General features: G+C 41.4%; 16 protein-coding genes. 8 read left to right on the forward strand and 8 right to left on the reverse strand.

Annotated elements, in window-relative coordinates:
- Positions 1 to 11 precede the first annotated feature (11 nt).
- From folK to sfsA, 5 genes are all read right to left on the reverse strand, one after another.
- The gene (gene folK / locus AC0L6H_RS08540; RefSeq protein WP_473393777.1) at positions 12 to 536 is read right to left on the reverse strand and encodes a 2-amino-4-hydroxy-6-hydroxymethyldihydropteridine diphosphokinase; all 525 of its coding nucleotides are present in this window, start codon (positions 534 to 536) and stop codon (positions 12 to 14) included.
- The gene (pcnB, locus tag AC0L6H_RS08545; RefSeq protein ID WP_473394499.1) at positions 533 to 1861 is read right to left on the reverse strand and encodes a polynucleotide adenylyltransferase PcnB; all 1329 of its coding nucleotides are present in this window, start codon (positions 1859 to 1861) and stop codon (positions 533 to 535) included. The genes folK and pcnB overlap by 4 nt, the downstream gene beginning before the upstream one ends.
- A 90-nt stretch (positions 1862 to 1951) precedes the next feature.
- Complete coding sequence (gene gluQRS, locus AC0L6H_RS08550; RefSeq protein WP_473393779.1) at positions 1952 to 2953, reverse strand: tRNA glutamyl-Q(34) synthetase GluQRS; 1002 nt, start codon at positions 2951 to 2953, stop codon at positions 1952 to 1954.
- A gap of 104 nt (positions 2954 to 3057) precedes the next feature.
- Complete coding sequence (gene dksA / locus AC0L6H_RS08555) at positions 3058 to 3504, reverse strand: RNA polymerase-binding protein DksA (RefSeq protein ID WP_473393780.1); 447 nt, start codon at positions 3502 to 3504, stop codon at positions 3058 to 3060.
- A 185-nt stretch (positions 3505 to 3689) separates the two neighbouring features.
- Entirely contained in the window at positions 3690 to 4391 is a 702-nt protein-coding gene (sfsA, locus tag AC0L6H_RS08560; RefSeq protein ID WP_473393781.1) for a DNA/RNA nuclease SfsA, read from the reverse strand.
- A gap of 50 nt (positions 4392 to 4441) precedes the next feature.
- Here sfsA and pepB point away from each other — a divergent pair, with 50 nt between their 5' ends.
- On the forward strand, positions 4442 to 5725 hold the full coding sequence (pepB, locus tag AC0L6H_RS08565) for an aminopeptidase PepB (RefSeq protein ID WP_473393783.1): 1284 nt from the start codon (positions 4442 to 4444) through the stop codon (positions 5723 to 5725).
- Positions 5726 to 5738: 13 nt separating this feature from the next.
- On the opposite strand, the gene AC0L6H_RS08570 is transcribed toward pepB, so the two are convergent.
- Positions 5739 to 5921 carry a helix-turn-helix domain-containing protein gene (locus AC0L6H_RS08570; RefSeq protein ID WP_473393784.1) on the reverse strand — a complete coding sequence of 61 codons (183 nt, stop codon included), beginning with the start codon at positions 5919 to 5921 and terminating at the stop codon, positions 5739 to 5741.
- Between the two features lie 109 nt (positions 5922 to 6030).
- Here AC0L6H_RS08570 and AC0L6H_RS08575 point away from each other — a divergent pair, with 109 nt between their 5' ends.
- Both AC0L6H_RS08575 and AC0L6H_RS08580 read left to right on the forward strand, forming a co-directional pair.
- Entirely contained in the window at positions 6031 to 6630 is a 600-nt protein-coding gene (locus tag AC0L6H_RS08575; RefSeq protein ID WP_473393786.1) for a YhgN family NAAT transporter, read from the forward strand.
- 49 nt (positions 6631 to 6679) lie between these two features.
- Complete coding sequence (locus tag AC0L6H_RS08580; protein ID WP_473393787.1) at positions 6680 to 7285, forward strand: YjaG family protein; 606 nt, start codon at positions 6680 to 6682, stop codon at positions 7283 to 7285.
- A gap of 30 nt (positions 7286 to 7315) precedes the next feature.
- Here AC0L6H_RS08580 and AC0L6H_RS08585 read toward each other — a convergent pair whose 3' ends face one another.
- Positions 7316 to 8419 carry a glutathione S-transferase family protein gene (locus AC0L6H_RS08585; RefSeq protein ID WP_473393788.1) on the reverse strand — a complete coding sequence of 368 codons (1104 nt, stop codon included), beginning with the start codon at positions 8417 to 8419 and terminating at the stop codon, positions 7316 to 7318.
- 259 nt (positions 8420 to 8678) lie between these two features.
- Here AC0L6H_RS08585 and AC0L6H_RS08590 point away from each other — a divergent pair, with 259 nt between their 5' ends.
- Both AC0L6H_RS08590 and AC0L6H_RS08595 read left to right on the forward strand, forming a co-directional pair.
- Complete coding sequence (locus AC0L6H_RS08590) at positions 8679 to 10925, forward strand: heparinase II/III domain-containing protein (RefSeq protein WP_473393789.1); 2247 nt, start codon at positions 8679 to 8681, stop codon at positions 10923 to 10925.
- A 608-nt stretch (positions 10926 to 11533) separates the two neighbouring features.
- Positions 11534 to 11953: a YcxB family protein gene (locus AC0L6H_RS08595; RefSeq protein WP_473393791.1), complete on the forward strand. Its 420-nt coding sequence runs from the start codon at positions 11534 to 11536 to the stop codon at positions 11951 to 11953.
- Between the two features lie 377 nt (positions 11954 to 12330).
- Here AC0L6H_RS08595 and AC0L6H_RS08600 read toward each other — a convergent pair whose 3' ends face one another.
- Positions 12331 to 13485: an IS110 family RNA-guided transposase gene (locus AC0L6H_RS08600; RefSeq protein WP_473391525.1), complete on the reverse strand. Its 1155-nt coding sequence runs from the start codon at positions 13483 to 13485 to the stop codon at positions 12331 to 12333.
- 139 nt (positions 13486 to 13624) lie between these two features.
- On the opposite strand from AC0L6H_RS08600, the gene AC0L6H_RS08605 reads away from it, so the two are divergent.
- The 3 genes from AC0L6H_RS08605 (at position 13625) to AC0L6H_RS08615 (ending at position 16272) form a co-directional block, all read left to right on the forward strand.
- A complete protein-coding gene (locus AC0L6H_RS08605) occupies positions 13625 to 14809 on the forward strand; it encodes a DUF4062 domain-containing protein (protein ID WP_473393792.1) in 1185 nt (394 codons plus the stop codon).
- Positions 14810 to 14905: 96 nt separating this feature from the next.
- On the forward strand, positions 14906 to 15274 hold the full coding sequence (locus AC0L6H_RS08610) for a VOC family protein (protein WP_473393793.1): 369 nt from the start codon (positions 14906 to 14908) through the stop codon (positions 15272 to 15274).
- A gap of 659 nt (positions 15275 to 15933) precedes the next feature.
- Entirely contained in the window at positions 15934 to 16272 is a 339-nt protein-coding gene (locus tag AC0L6H_RS08615; RefSeq protein WP_473393794.1) for a hypothetical protein, read from the forward strand.
- Positions 16273 to 16336: the final 64 nt, after the last annotated feature.

The following is a 16336-nucleotide window of genomic DNA, read 5'->3' on the forward strand; positions in this document are numbered from 1 at the left end:
GTTTTGGTATTTTACAAGCTCAATGAGGCGAGGTCTAGGTCTATAACACCTGGTAAACGCTTTAAATTCTCAAATGAACATTGAGCGACCCAGAAGGCGATAGTTTTGCCGTCTTGCATGACCATATCAGGTTCAATTTCAAATAATGGCACCATTACAAACTCTCGTTCGGCCATACCATAGTGAGGTAGTGTTAACCTGTCATTATCCATAGACAAGTTATTGAATAATAAAATATCTAAATCTAAAGTGCGCGGTCCCCAGCGTTCCCCTGAACGGTTGCGGCCATGATCTTTTTCAATTCCTTGTAATACGTCTAATAGCTCGATGGGCGTTAAGCTTGTGGTAATTTTAATCACAGCATTTATATAATCAGGCTGGTTTTTCGGCCCCATGGGCGCACTGGCATATAGATGCGAGCAATGTTGAATGCTGATTTGCTCGTGCGCCTGTATATGTCCAAGCGCGGCGCGTATCTGCGCTTGAGGTTCATCAATATTGCTACCTAACCCAATATAAGCGACGTCTGACATCATCGGTTGACTTTCCTTTTACGTCGTTTACGTGGTCCTTTGTGAGGCAGATCATTTATCATTTTTGTACGTTCATTCTCACTAACTTCTTGAAAGCTTGTCCACCATTGTCCAATTTCAAGTAGATCTCCGCCTTCTACGCTACCACGTAAAAGCAAAAAGTCGTATGCTGCTCTAAATCGGGGATGAGTCAATAATTGCAAACATTTGCGCCCTTGTCTTCTTTGCAAACGCAATTGCAAACCCCAAATTTCTCTTACCGGAATGCTGAAGCGTTTGGGGATCATTATTCTGCGGCTTTGTTGGAATAAAACATCAGCGCTCGCTAAATTGATGGCATCGTGCAAGGGCATCGCAGACTCGAACATACGTTCTTGTGCACGTTCTTCCATGGGATACCACAAAAACGCCGCATATAAGAATGCAGGGGTAATGCGTTGATCATTGTTTATTCGATTGTCGGTGTTCTTTAGCATATTCAGAATAAACTGATATTCTTTGCTGTTGACGTCAGTCAGTAAAGGAGTCAACAGCGGGAATAGGGGGGTTAGCAAATTGTGTACTAACAAACTTTCGAAGGTCACGACTCCGGTGCCACTAAGCAAGAGTTTACTGACCTCTTCAAATAAACGGGCTGGCGGAATATTCGTCATCAAATGCGCGTTTTTCTTGATGCTGTTGGCCAGTTCTGTGGGCAAATGCATGTGTAATTTACAGGCAAAACGAACCGCCCGTATCATTCTTACAGGATCTTCTCTAAATCTGAGTTCGCTATCGCCGATCATCACGATGGTGCGGGTTTCAAGTGCCTGCATGCCGTTTGCGAAGTCTAGAATACTCTCGTCTTCTACATCAAAATACATAGCATTGAAGGTGAAGTCTCGTCGTGCGGCGTCTTCTTCTATGCTGCCAAAAATGTTGTCTCGGGTTAGTTGGCCTGCATCGGTTTTACTTGAGAGTACTTCTTTTTTATCTTTGCTCGGTTTAGCGCTTTTCTTTTCGGGCTTGTGTTCTTCGTCAGCGTTATCATCTTCACTATCGTGATGGCCTCGAAAAGTAGCGACTTCAATAATTTCACGACCAAAGGTAATGTGTGCAAGACGAAAACGTCTGCCAATTAGGCGACAATTTCTGAAACAAGCTTTGATTTGGTCGGGGGTCGCATTGGTGACGACATCAAAATCTTTAGGCTCTTTGCCCATAAGTTTATCGCGAATACAACCACCAACAGCATAAGCCTTGTAGCCAGATTTAATAAGCGTTTGCAACACTTTAAGCGTGTTTGGTGTTAAATCAGAATTGCGCATGCTATGGGCATCGCGCGGAATCACCTTAGGGTACAACTTTTGCACATTGGCCTCGTGTTCTTATTGTCAGCATGATGTTTGCTAAAGGCATGTAAATTACTTTCTTATTCTTCACTGTTTTTCATGGTTTGTCACATCCATATTCACTGCCCGTATATCTCGCGCTTTTGAGTATACGTCATTTGTTACCGAAATAAGAAGTTCTGTTTGTTTTGCTACTAGTTTTGGGTGCCAATTTATAATAGCCCAGTACAATAATTGTTCGATTGAGCCTGTCTTTGGTAAATGTGTTTCGGGCAGTCCTAAATATATTAGCGCCAATTTTATATTATTTATGGCGTTGCCATTGTCTACTGCTGGCGAATAATGTTGCTTTGACAATTTTTCATGCGCTTTTTGCACAATGATGGGTAAGTGCATGTAACGAGGGCTTGGTTTTTGTAAAGCTTGGTATAAAGATAAATGCACTGGGGTAGTATCAAGCAGGTCGCTTCCGCGAACGATGTGGTTTACCCCTTGTTCTATGTCGTCTACTACCACCGATAAATGATAAGAGAAAATACCGTCTGCACGTTTTAATACGGGATCTTCACTAGCCATTGCATGCTTAATATGCGTCATTCCCCACATGTCATCATGAAAATGTGTATTGTCGCTCGTATGAATGAAGCGGATTGCATTTTCTGCAAAAGGCAACCCCAGAAGCCGACAATGGCCATCATAAGATTGACCACGCGATCTTATTTGACTGCGAGTACAAGCACATGCATACAACAGCCCTTGCTTATTTAGTGAGTCTAAATAGCTATCATAGAGGGCATGCCGTTGGCTTTGAAATACAACATCGTCATCCCACTGCAAGCCATGTGCTTGCAGGCAATCGAGGATGGTTTTAATTGTGCTCTCATCTACCCTGGGGGTATCGATATCTTCAATACGTACAAGCCATTTGCCGTTATTTTGTTTTGCGTGTAAATAACTACCTAGGGCGCAAAAAAGTGAACCAAAATGCAATGGACCGGTGGGTGAGGGTGCGAAACGACCTACATACGCGCTTGGGATATGTTCAGGTACTGATGACGTTTTAGACGACAGCTTCGTTGTATTTGTCATGAATTTAGTGGCTTATTCGCCAGCACTTCAAGCGCTGATTGCTCAGCGCCCGTTTTGCGACGACCTAAAATAGACGAAAAAAATTCACTATTTTTCGGCAACACTTAGCCTTGTAATTGCTTTTCTTTTATTTCTGCCATGGTTTTGCAATCGATGCAAAGGTCAGCAGTTGGACGCGCTTCAAGGCGTTTAATACCAATTTCGATGCCACAAGAATCACAAAAACCAAAATCGTCTTCTTCGATACGTTTAAGTGTTTTCTCAATTTTCTTTATGAGCTTGCGCTCGCGGTCACGAGTACGTAGCTCTAACGAAAACTCTTCTTCTTGGGCTGCACGGTCTACAGGATCCGGAAAGTTAGCGGCTTCGTCTTGCATATGATGCACAGTACGGTCAACTTCTTGGCGTAATTGATCGCGCCACGCTTTGAGGATTAATCTAAAATGCTCTGTTTGAGCATCGTTCATATACTCTTCGTCTGACTTCTCTTGATAAGAAGATAATCCAGCCAGGGCTAATAACCCAATTGATTTGGTATTTTCTGTTGGCATTTGGCCATTCTCCTAAATTAAAACCGACCCAGCATACGTTTAAAACGTCCATATTTACGCGATAATCTTAACTTCGCTTGGTCATTTTCTTAAGGGTAGTGATACTACGAATCTATATATGATCACCACTACCAGAAAAATTCGAGGTCGGTAATATGAGCATTAAAAAAAAAAGCAATCTTTTTTTAATAAATAATCGGTATTTGACACGATAATTCAATATTCGTGTCGTTTAAGGTGCATGTATAGCAAAGTATTTTAACACCCGACGCTACCGCGTGCTCTAATGCTTTAGCATAGTCCGGATCGATATCTTCAGCAATCTTAAATTTAGTTATATTTTCGCGCATGACACAAAACAAGAGCGCCGCCTCTAAACCGTGTTGACTAATTTGGGCTAGTTCATAACAGTGTTTTTGTCCTCGTTTGGTCACGGTGTCGGGAAACATGCCAAGTTCACCTTGTGCTAAGGTCACTGACTTAACTTCTAAAAAACAATCTGGACAGGTGTCTTGTTGCAATAAAAAGTCGATCCGGCTTTGATTAAACTTTTGTTCTGGGAGAATGCTGTTATAGTGCGCCAGTTCAGTTATTTGCTGCTTTTGCAACGCGCTCTTGACCACTCTATTTGCGTTAGCAGTGTTAACGCAAATCTTGTTACCCGCGTCGTCACTGGCATATTCCCATGTATATCTATATTTACGCTTTGGATTGTTTGAAGAACTTAGGTAGACAATTGAATTGGGAGTGTCGCAGCCAGTCATAGCGCCGGTATTAGGGCAATGCACAGTGGTTATTTCGCCATTGGGTAATACAACATCAGCTAAAAAGCGTTTATAACGTTTTATTAAAACGGCCTGCGTTAAAGCTGAACTAAAGCTAAACATTTGTTATTCTTATCCTATCTAAATACTTAGTCCCCTATTGTGGAGCAATCATGTCGTATTTTACAGTCGAAATTAGTCAACAGTCCGCCCCAGCCCCTTATTCTTCTTCAAGCTTAGTGTCGTTTAAAGAAGGTGGTGCAAGGGTTCACATCCAAGCAGATGAAAGGTTTCCAGTCAGGGCCTTACAAAAAGCGACCCGCAAAATCGCAGCGCTTGGCGTTAGTGATATTCGTTTTGAAGGTGATTGGTCACAAGAAGAGCAAAGTATTTTTGTACAAAGTTTTTGTCAGTCTGACTTTAATGGGCATTTTGAATGGGCAAATCCTGATCACAAGGTTGAACTCGAAAATTATTTAAATGCGCTTATGTTTACCCGCAAATTGGTTAATCAAACGCCTGAAGAAATGAGCCCCGAATCTCTCGCAAACCAAGTAGAACAGTGGTTACAAGAAGTATCGGAAACTGAGCTTAAGATTAAGCGGATTACCGGCGAAGAGCTAAAAACGGCTGGTTGGATGGGCATTTACGAAGTAGGTCGCGGTAGTGAGCGTCCACCGGTATTACTTGAGATTGATTATTGCCCCAAAGGTGCAAATGAAGATGTGTCAGTAGCGCTTGTGGGTAAAGGTATCACCTTCGACAGTGGCGGTTATAGCATAAAATCTAGTGAAGGAATGCTAGATATGAAATGTGACATGGGCGGCGCGGCTACCGTCGCTGGTGCACTTGGTTTGGCTATCATGCAAGGCTTGAATAAACGCGTGAAGTTATTTTTGTGTTGTGCAGAAAATCTTATAAGCGGACATGCCTATAAACTTGGCGACATCATAAAATATAAAAATGGCACAAGCGTAGAAATTGTGAATACTGATGCCGAAGGGCGTTTAGTCCTTGCCGATGGCTTAATGGCGGCGAGTGAGACTAAAGCGAGTTTAATTATTGATGCTGCTACATTAACCGGCGCAGCAGTTGCGGCTGTTGGCAGAGAATATAACGCATTATTTAGTTTGCATGACCAAGCGAGTGAAACCTTTTTAGCAGTTTCAAAACAAATGAATGAACCTCATTGGCGTCTACCTTTAGCCTTATGGCATCAAGAGCAATGCCCATCACCTTTTGCTGATACTGCAAATAGTCGGGCTCAAAAGGGTGGCGGGGCCGGTGGTGCATCGAATGCAGCAGGCTTCTTATCGCGATTTGTGGATCACCAAACAAGTGCTTGGTTACATTTAGACATTGCAGCGGCTTACAGTCGCAATGCTACAGAGTTAATGCCTGCAGGTGGCACAGCAATTGGTATTCGTTCAATTGCACACACCCTATTGCAAGCATAAGCTTGCGATTGGCTTAAATTCCGCCAAGGCGTTCTGCTAGTTCTTTGTATCTAGCTACATCGCCTTGGTCGAACATGGGCTCGTCTTTGGCGTTTTTCTCTTTACTTAGCAGTAAACGTTCACGTTCAAGTCGCAAAACTCTTGATTCTTGAACAGATAAATAACCTGCGACCTCAGTGACTGACATTAATGACATTATTTTCTCCGGATACTTTCTTGTACTTATGGTTTACAATGTAACGACCAAGTACGCATAAATCTTAAATTAAATTACACACTATCTTTATTAGAAGGCCCCCGCGTTAATGTTTGAAGTTCTCTCTGCCGCCACTTTACTCTTTCTTATAATGGACCCTTTAGGTAATTTACCGATTTACATGTCGGTCCTTAAATCGATAGAAGCTAAACGCAGAACATGGGTTATTTTCCGCGAACTTTGCATTGCTTTAATCATTTTATTTGTCTTTTTATTTAGCGGTCAAAGCCTGCTTAATTTTCTGCAAGTAGAACAAGAAACAGTGAGTATTGCCGGCGGTATTATTTTGTTCATAATTGCCATCAAGATGATATTTCCAAAACCCGGTGGCATTATGAACCTACCTGAAGGCGAAGAACCGCTTATTGTTCCATTGGCGGTTCCTATGATTGCTGGGCCTTCTACTATGGCGGTGTTAATCTTGCTAGCCAATCAGCAACCTCACAAAATGATTGAATGGAGTATCGCGTTATTTTTGGCATGGGGCTTAAGTGCACTTATACTCATGCTGAGCGTGCCAATTCATCGCTTGTTAACAGACAAAGGCTTGCGTGCTGTTGAACGATTAATGGGGATGATACTGGTTATGGTAGCGATTCAAATGTTACTAAATGGTATGGCTGATTATATTCAGCATGTGAATGCGTAGCTGTTAAGCAAACTTCAGGTCGTTAAGTAAATAATAATAGGATGAGTAAATGAAAATGCAAGACGCCAAATTGAGTACCTTTGCTCAAATTCGAGAGTTGCCCACACCGAATGACATCGTATTTGCTTGCGCGCTTATGCAACGCATGTTGCCTAATTATCAATTGTTTAGCAAAGCAACGGGCTTTGGCGATCCACTTATTGCAAAGTCTATATTAAACCTTGTCTGGGAATGGTGCATGTCGCCGAAAAATAAATTTAATGCGCCAGTACAATTAGAGAAGTTGGAAGAAATCATTCCTGATGTAGAAAACTTTGACAGTTTTGGTGTTTATCCTGCACTTGATTACTGCATGGCATTAAGCTCAATGTTATTAAGTTTTAGTAAAGAACATGAGCATGTTGCCGTCACTATAGCAAAGCTTAGTCAAGGCTCTGTTGAAGCTTTTATTATTGCGACATCTGAGAGTGAACTTGATAGTCAAGAAATTAAACAAGACCCCCTGATGGAATATGAAATAGCTACACAATTGAGCCTGCTTGAATACTGTCGGTCGAACAAGATCGTTAAGGATTTTGTGAAAGAATTACGTGCTGATATTATCGCTGAGGGCGTAAGTAATTTGGGCTTAGAAGTTCAAAGAGTAGCTTATTAAGCATTGTATACAAGCACACATTAGCCAAAACTAGCGTCCTTCAACGATCAGTAAATTATTCTCGCGGATTAAAGGGAAGGTGATGTTGCTTTGTAAGGCATCGTAACCGCCTAATTGCTTCAATAATGGGTCAACCGCTATTTTATCTTCACGGTTGAAACTCTGGTAAATAGCTAATACCCGCTGAACCTTCCATTGTGTGAAGGTTCTTACAGCTCGTTTTTCGCAAACCCCGCCAATCTTAAAGTTATGTTCCCCAAGCATACGTGGCATCTTTCGTTTATCTGTATTTTGCGCTATCCAGTGCTCATTAATTTTCACTGTATCTAAAGCAACGGGCCAAAACTCGTCAAACAAACGTGTAAGCAAAGGAAATAACGTAGGGGGGATCTCATCATCCGTAAGCCACTGGCCAGGTTTACGGGTGACTTCGTTCATTCGTTCAACCCATTTTGCAACATTCGGTGCGATGCGTCTCATTAGCTTTCCTGGATATGGGTCGCGATATAAGTGTGCGTAAAGCGGCCCCATTAAGCCAAAATCACCTATACAAGGACAGCTTCCTAACAAATAGTCGTGATGCGCAAAATGGGCGTTGAGAGTGGGTAAAATATGCCCTTCGTACCAGTTTTCAATCTCTGGTATGCTGCGGGCAGTAATACCAAGCAAGGGAACATAGCCCTTAAACTTAGCGCCTAGCTTTTTACCCACAAATCGGCGCACAAAAGCGGGCATATTAGGAAAGGCAATTTGCCCAAATTCTTCATAGATAAAAGGAAAGTTATCGTGATTCCAGCGGTAGTGCATGGCGGGTATTAACAACCACTCATCAGCCCACATTTCAATAAGGGCTGAAATTAGTTTTTGTTTTGGCGTTGTGGGCTGTGCACTTGGATGGGGTTGCTCGGCCTCAACCGCATCAATAATGGCAGATGTATCTTGAATATATTCGTCGTTTGGCGTTTTTACTACTGGAATAAATTGAACGCCTGTTTTGGGAATGATGATATTTTTATATACTTTACGAGATGAAAATACTTCTTCAAAAGGCAGGTTTTTAAAACGTAAATAAGCGCGCGCTTTGCCTGTATACAAGGACAATGGCGCGCCGTAAAGCACATATTTTTTCGACATAGAGGCATATCCTTGATTTTGTATTAGCAGCAAAATTATATAGTTAAGATAGCACAAGCCTGATTAAAAACGTCTTTGTTAAATTGCCTTTATGACAGTTTGTGTTTAGCGTTATTGAAACGCTGAAGCCTTCTATAAAAAATGTTCCTTCCTGATGAAAAGCACATATTATGTTCGAAAAGACTATTTCAATTAGAATGATGCACATGATAATCTGTCTTTCTGAATGTATGTAGCATTAACATGGACTTACTTAATAATGAACGTATTACCTATCCGAAGCTTTCTATTTTTGGTGACCACGGCAATTGTGTCACTTGCTATGCCTAGCCATGCTGGTGAGCATCCTAACCTTATTTTGACCAAAGCCGGTGTTGAAAAAATCCGCGCAAATTTAGGTAACGTGCCTTTGTTTGATGCCACCCTTGCCAAAGTGCAGGCTGAAATAGATGCAGAAATTGCCAAAGGTATCGACACGCCAATCCCCAAAGATTTCTCGGGTGGCTACACTCATGTGCAGCACAAACGTAACTTTGTTGCGGCGCAACAGGCGGGTGTGCTTTATCAAATTTTACAAGATGAAAAGTACGCAAAATACGTGCGCGACATGTTGTTTCAGTACGAAGAGATGTACCTTGACCTTCCTTTGCACCCGCAAGAACGTTCTTACGCTCGTGGTAAATTATTTTGGCAAAGCCTAAATGACAGTAACTGGCTTGTGTATATGAGCCAAGCCTATGACACCATCTATAATTATTTATCAGAACAAGAAAGAAGCGTATTAGAGAAGAACTTGTTTCGTCCTTTTGCTGACTTTATCTCTTTAGAAAACCCCGCTTTTTACAACCGAGTTCACAACCACAGTACTTGGGGCAACGCCGCTGTTGGTATGATTGGTTTAGTAATGGACGATGAAGAGTTAATTCAACGCGCATTATATGGAATAGAAGACGATGGCCTTGAAATAGGCGGCATAGACAACGACGGCGGCACCATAAAAACGGCTGACCAAAGAAAAGGCTTTTTAGCTAATTTAGAAGAACCCTTTTCGCCCGACGGTTATTACACTGAAGGTCCATATTATCAACGTTATGCAATGTATCCTTTCTTAATTTTTTCTTTAGGCATGCACAACGCCAAGCCTGAACTTGCCATTTTGGAGCATAAAGACGGTGTTTTATTAAAAGCGATTGACGCCTTGTTAAACTTAACCGATGCCGATGGTGAGTTCTTTCCACTTAATGACGGTCAAAAAGGCATGTCATATTTTACTTCGTCGCTAGTCACTGCTGTTAACGTAGGTTATCACTATGGCGAACAAAACCCGCAGCTGTTAAGTATTGCTGAAAAACAAAATGAAGTATTGCTTGACCAGTCAGGTTTGTCGGTAGCGATGGCAATTCGCGACGGCAAAAGCCAGCCCTACCAAAAAAGCTCAGTTAATTTAACTGACGGCCCCAATGGCGAACAAGGCGGCGTGGCGATATTACGCCATGGTAATGAAGACCTCACCTTGGTATTTAAATATGCAGCGCAAGGGTTAAGCCATGGCCACTATGACAAACTTTCGTTTTCATTATTTGAGAAAGGCGACGAAGTCTTGCAAGACTACGGCCTTGCACGCTTTGTGAATATTGGCCAAAAAGGCGGTGGTAACTACCTAAAAGAAAACAAGACTTGGGCAAAAACAACCATTGCGCATAATACGCTTTCGCAAAACCAAGAGATGCACTTTAAAGGAAGCTATGCTGAAGGCAGCAAACATCATTCAGAACTACATTTTTATGATGCGTCGAAAGAAGACGTGCAGGTAGTCAGTGCTACTGAAGAAAACGCCTACCCTGGAACACATATGCAGCGCAGCTTTGCGATGATAAAAGATGAAAACTTTGAAAATGCGTTTTTAGTAGATATCTTGAAAGTAAAATCGAAAACAAAGAATCAATACGACCTTCCGTTTTACTTTATGGGGCAGGTAATTGATATGAACTTTGAATACCAATCGCCAGAGCATTTAGTGCCACTGGGTAAAAACAATGGTTATCAGCACCTTTATTTAGAAGGTAAAGGTAAACCTGCTAGCAATAACACCAAATTGTCGTGGTTAGGAGATAGTTCTTATTACACATTAACATCGGCAACCAACATTACCGATGAACTTATGTTTACGCGTATAGGTGCTAAAGACCCAGAGTTTAACTTACGTCGTGAAGCCGGCTTTATGATCCGCAGAAATGACGCAGGTGATACATTGTTTGTCTCGGTAATTGAAGCGCATGGCGGCTATAGCCCAGTGTCTGAAAGCTCAATAAACTCAAGCAGTAACATTGCCAATGTTAAGGTGTTGTATGACAGCGATGCATACACCGCGCTAAGTATTACAGACCTACAAGGCGCCACTCAAGTATTTATACTCGCGAATGAAAATGCAGATAAATCTGCCGCACATACGCTAACTATAAATGACGAAGAGTACAGCTGGAAAGGCCCCTACTTTTACAAGTAGAGAAAATTAGACCCAAAAAATGCCAGCAGGAGAGTGCCGAAACATTGAGGCACTTCCTGCCTGCTTCTTATGAATTTTCGCGCTATTTCTAAATGGAGCAGGGGTAACGCTAAAGCAGGAATGTATTGTTTTGGCCAAAGCAGCCCGCAAGTGACAAGACGCAAACATCAACTGTGACCGGATAAGATCATAAGCGGCCATTTAGTACTTAGTTCACAAAGCGCTAATTACAAAAAATAAGTTAAGAAACTAGTGTCGAAAACGGCAATTTCACCAAATTTCATTCTAAATCGTAACTCAAACCACTCATTAACATCTTCAATACGGTTATCTGCAAAACATTGCAATAAGTCGTGTTCCCAAAACGCGGCAAATCTAAATTATTGATTTTACTTACCGTAGCTAATATATTGCTAGTACAGAAAATTGATACGCGGCCAATGAACAATTTGATTTGCTGGTTGTGTTCGGATAATAAATTGTTATACATACAAGAGGTAGAGTTACAGGATGATAATCACTTTTCAACTTGAGCAAGAAGAGTACAAAAAATTCACCAAGTTCGCTTTAAAACGAGCTTGTGGGAAAAAAATGAAAAGAAGTCATTTGTGCTCAATTTAATTATTTGGTTTCTACTCGCAGTAGTATTTATGGTTGTTTTTCAGGCGATAAGTAAAAAGAGCTTTAATTTTGACATTCCTACAGCGGTTATAGTTTTGTTGCCTTTTATAATTGGAGTCGGCATTTATCTCTTAGAGGTGCTAAAGCTTCAAAAAGGTACATTGCCTAAAATTGATGGTTTTTTGCTTTCTAAAAGTACTATTGAAATAAACGAGGATGGTCTGCATGCTTCAAAAGAAAGCGCCAATTCATTTTTCAAGTGGAGTGTTATTGAATCAATTAGCGAAAATGACGGCGATTATTACCTATTTTTAGATAATCTTTACGCGATTATTGTTCCGGGTACAGCTTTTACTAGTGAAAAACAAGCCGGTGAGTTCAGAGGGTTAATTGAGAAGTATGTATAACAAATGCATCAAGTCGGATTTGCCACAAGAGCGTTGCCAAACCGCTTATGCAAAGTGTTGGTATGACTCTTCATGTCAAATAAAACGAGCAGATCCCGCCTTTTTTTCAAAGCTTCTTAATTACAAAATAAATTGAGTTAATGCATCAGATGAAGCCAGTAATATTCGTCGGTTATCTTTGCTGGTATACGTGGGTTGCTAGTTGCCTAGCCTATCCAACCTTACTGTTTGCGACGTTGTACCTATCTTCTCTCTATGCTCGGGGATTATTGTAAGCCGTAGCCATCAATACCAATCCAACACTTGTCGAAGGTTGTACCGCTTCCGCGGCCTGACCCAACACATTAACTCAAAACCTTTTATGATGCCGGCGTGCGCTACGCAGGCACTCTTGCTAATCGTTTGCGAATATCAACAGCAGGCAACACAATTTGCTTAGCAATCGCCCAAATATAGGCCACCATTTCTCTAGCAATAGCCACTTTAATGACGTTGTGATGTTTACCTTTCTGCATCAATCTTTGATAGCGCTGACACAGCCTAAGCTGTGCTTTCCAAGCGGTATCAATCACTATTTTAGGCAATCCTTCTTGTCGCCGTTGATGCTCTTTAGACACTTTTGCGGGGTGACGATAACTTTGCGCACCCTCGATTAATAGTCGTCGTGCCCGAACATTACCAGTTTTAGTAATGTTGCCGAGTTTTCGCTTGTCGCCACTAGAATGCTCACTAGGTACTAAGCCTAAAAAACTCATGAGTTGTCTAGGATGCTCAAATCGAGTGAGGTCACCTAGTTCAGCCACCATACCAGCAGCGACGAGCAAGGCGACACCGCGCATGGCTTGAACGGCTTTCACAACGGGAAAGTATCGCCACTGCAGAATGTGGTGAGCAAGTTGATTGTCTAGCCGTTCAAGCCGAGCAATCCGCTCACCAATGGTATTGAGACTTTCTTGCAACACAATGTGCTGAGCGGGATGGGGCAGCACTAACTCAGCCAACCATCGTAAATGTTTAGCCGACCAATTTGCGGTGCCAGGGTAGTTAATGTCATTGCGCAGTAGTAACGCTTTTAATTGTCTTCGGGCATCATTTAAGTCCCGCATAGCAATTTCACGGATGCGAGATAAATCTCTGACGGCTTCATCTTCGGGCTCGGGAACGTAGATGGGTGACACATCACAGTTCTTTACAGCATAAGCGAGCTTGAGAGCATCACGCTTATCTGTTTTGATTTTATCACTGGGTTTTTTAGGAATGAGTGATGGCGCAACAACGTAACATGGGTGGCCTAAGGAAGTAATAAGCCGGTATATCCAATACCCACAAGGGCCTGCTTCATAAACAAAATGCAAAGTCGCATTAGGAAACTTAGATTCAAATTGTCGAATAAGCTTTTTAATCGACGCTTTTGCGGTGGCAATTCTGCCATGCTGGGTCGCCTTACCTTGAAACCCATCTTCTAGCGAAGCGACTTCAATAAACTCTTTATGAGTATCCATTCCAACGAAAACTATGCTATTTTTAGTCATGCTGACCTCCAGTATTTAATGGTTCGAACATTAATTATGGCTCTGGTCTCGTTTTAAACGCAACTAACCCACGATATCTGGAGGTCAGTACCTTATGAAGAGTCATTATGTCTATGCATCAAAAAATTAAGGACAACTAATGGCAGGATTAAAAATATTTGTTTCATCCACTTGTTACGATCTATCAGTAGTTCGTTCACAATTGAGGATATTCATACAGAATCTTGGTCATGAACCAGTAATGAGTGATTACAATGATATTTTATATGACCCTAGAGTTCATACTCATTCTAGCTGTGTTGACGAGGTCGCCTCTTGCGATATGGTTGTTCTCATCGTCGGTTCAAGATTTGGTGGAAAAACTGTTCCCCAAGCTGTTTCCAAAATCGATTTTGATGTATTAAAGAAAGAAAGCAAAAGCACCGATACATTAAGTTCAAAAGAAAATCTATCAGTAACGCAGCTGGAAATACTAAAGGCTGTCGAATCAGGTATACCGGTCTTCACATTTATTGATAATGGCGTATGGCATGATCATGCCACTTACGAAAAAAATAAAGATAAAAAAATAATTGGGGATATTGAGTTTCCCTCAATTCAAAAACCTGAAACGGCTGGTTTTATATTTGAGTTCATTAATTTTCTAAGGCATCGGGCGAGGGGGAATAGCGTCTTCCCCTTCACTAAACTTCAAGATATTGAAGAAATATTGAGGCGGCAATGGTCGGCTTTATTTCAGAAATTACTACAAGAGCAGAGAAGCCGATCTATTGAGGCTAAGAGAATTGATAATTTGAGTGATCAATTCGAAGACCTCAAAACGGCAATCCTGACGTCTATAGGCTCATCGAATGAAAAGGAAGTTGCTCGAGGAGTTGTTAGGTTTAGGCGATTAATGGACTTTATTCGAGGTCTTGGCTTAAAAGATATGAATTTTGTTCTTAAAGGGCGTAATAGCTGGGATGACCTCCTGAAGTATGTGGAGATTGCTGAAATAATAGATGCAAATGAGTTGCCTGATGAATTTCGTTACGTGAAGCGCTCTCCAGGCCCTCGGGCAAGAATGTACCTTATAAGAGAAGATCGAACATTCTATGAGTTACGCGCTCCTTCAGACTATTTCCACAATATGTCTCTCGAATGGGAAGCCTTCATGGATTTGCCCGAAGATGTTCGAGAAATTATTATAGATGCGTTGAGTGAAATGAGAATGAGCTCAGGTCCTATTCGATATATTCGCGAACCATTCGATTTCCATTTTGAGTCATGGTTAAGGCAAGAGCATCTAATCCCAGACGATGAAGACCGCGACCCTGATGCATAACAAGTCAATCAACTTCGCGCCTACGGCGCCGGACGCAGAAAAGCTGCGCCGGTTATTGAGACGTTATGAGTCCAGACCCAATTAAGAGGAAGCGTCATGTTCAAAGTAGCTAAGACCCAGCACATATTAGCTGTAAATGACTTTGATTCTGCTGTGAAATACTTTGTAGAGAAGCTCGGCTTTGCCTTGGATCAGACTATCGGCGGCTGGGCATTCTTGCACCTTGATAGCTTTTACTTGATGGTTGGTGACTGCCGCGGCGAAGTGCCTGCTAGGGACACGAACAACCACTCACTATTTGCTTATGTGAATTGTGAAGGGATTGATGAACTTTATAGGCAGTACCAAGAGAATGGAGTTGAATTTAACCAAAAGATTGCTGATAAGCCTTGGGGATTGAGGGAGTTTGGGGTCGAAACCCCTGAAGGGCATAGAATCATGTTTGGGCAATCAATCAGTGTATAGGACTCATAACAAAGTGCAGCAGTTCGCGCCTGACGGCGCCGGACACTCGCTTCGCTCGCGCCGCTGTGCACGGCGTTATGTGAGCGTAGTTTGATCGTTTTTTGGTTGATTCTTGGGGGCGTGTTGTTTGTGATATACGCCGCAGCATTTGATTCTATTCTTGAGTATCAATTTGAAAATTATAATGAAGATTGGGTAATTGAGGGTAGAAGCAGAGGCTATACATTTAAGCCCAAGCGCAGCAGCACAATGATTAAGTGGATAAATTTTAATCCTAATAATAATCTCCCTTATTGGGCAGCGAATGATACACAGGCATCCATTTTAATCACAAGACTAAAATGGATAAATAGGATTTGGTTTGTTTATATAATTTTAACTTTTCCTATAGTAATCGTTTTTAGGTGGTGACTTTTGTATCGTGAATTCGAGACACATAACAAGGAAATTAAAGCGGACATTACCAAAAGCGGGCAACGCCGCTTAATTTAGTGTTGAGGTTGTAGAATTACTCGGTTTCTCGTATTTCATCTTGAAATAAGGGATAGCAAATGCATTGTTTGAGTCGAGTTCGTCCTTTACAAAGCTATACAGGAGGTCGAAAAAATGATGATTTTCACCAAAATAGAAATTCTACAGCCTCGTTATAGGTACAAGTGATGACGGAAGGCGAATTACAAGCTGAAAAATTAGAGCCATATAAAAATAGAATAAAGAAGTATGCCTTTCCAATAGCATGCATATCTTTACTTGTTGTTTATTTTACAATTAACCCAAATATATATTTTTGCTTTGCTGTGTTCTTTGGTTTGTTAATTATGGCAATAGATGAATATTGGCAAGCTGCTAAAATATTAAATAACGAAGAAAAGCTTAATAAATTAAAAGCTATTACTGGTAAACGTGAGGCGGCTGTTTTCGTTAATGGTGGTATTATCCGTGAACTAAAACATATGCTTATAGTAGGGGCTTTAATTGCTATATGGTTTTATTTTTAACAAGTACATATAACAAGGCCATTAAATTCGTTCCGGCCATAAAAAGCATGGCCTCCACCCGACT

The sequence above is a fragment of the Glaciecola sp. G7-5 genome, from assembly GCF_055808975.1.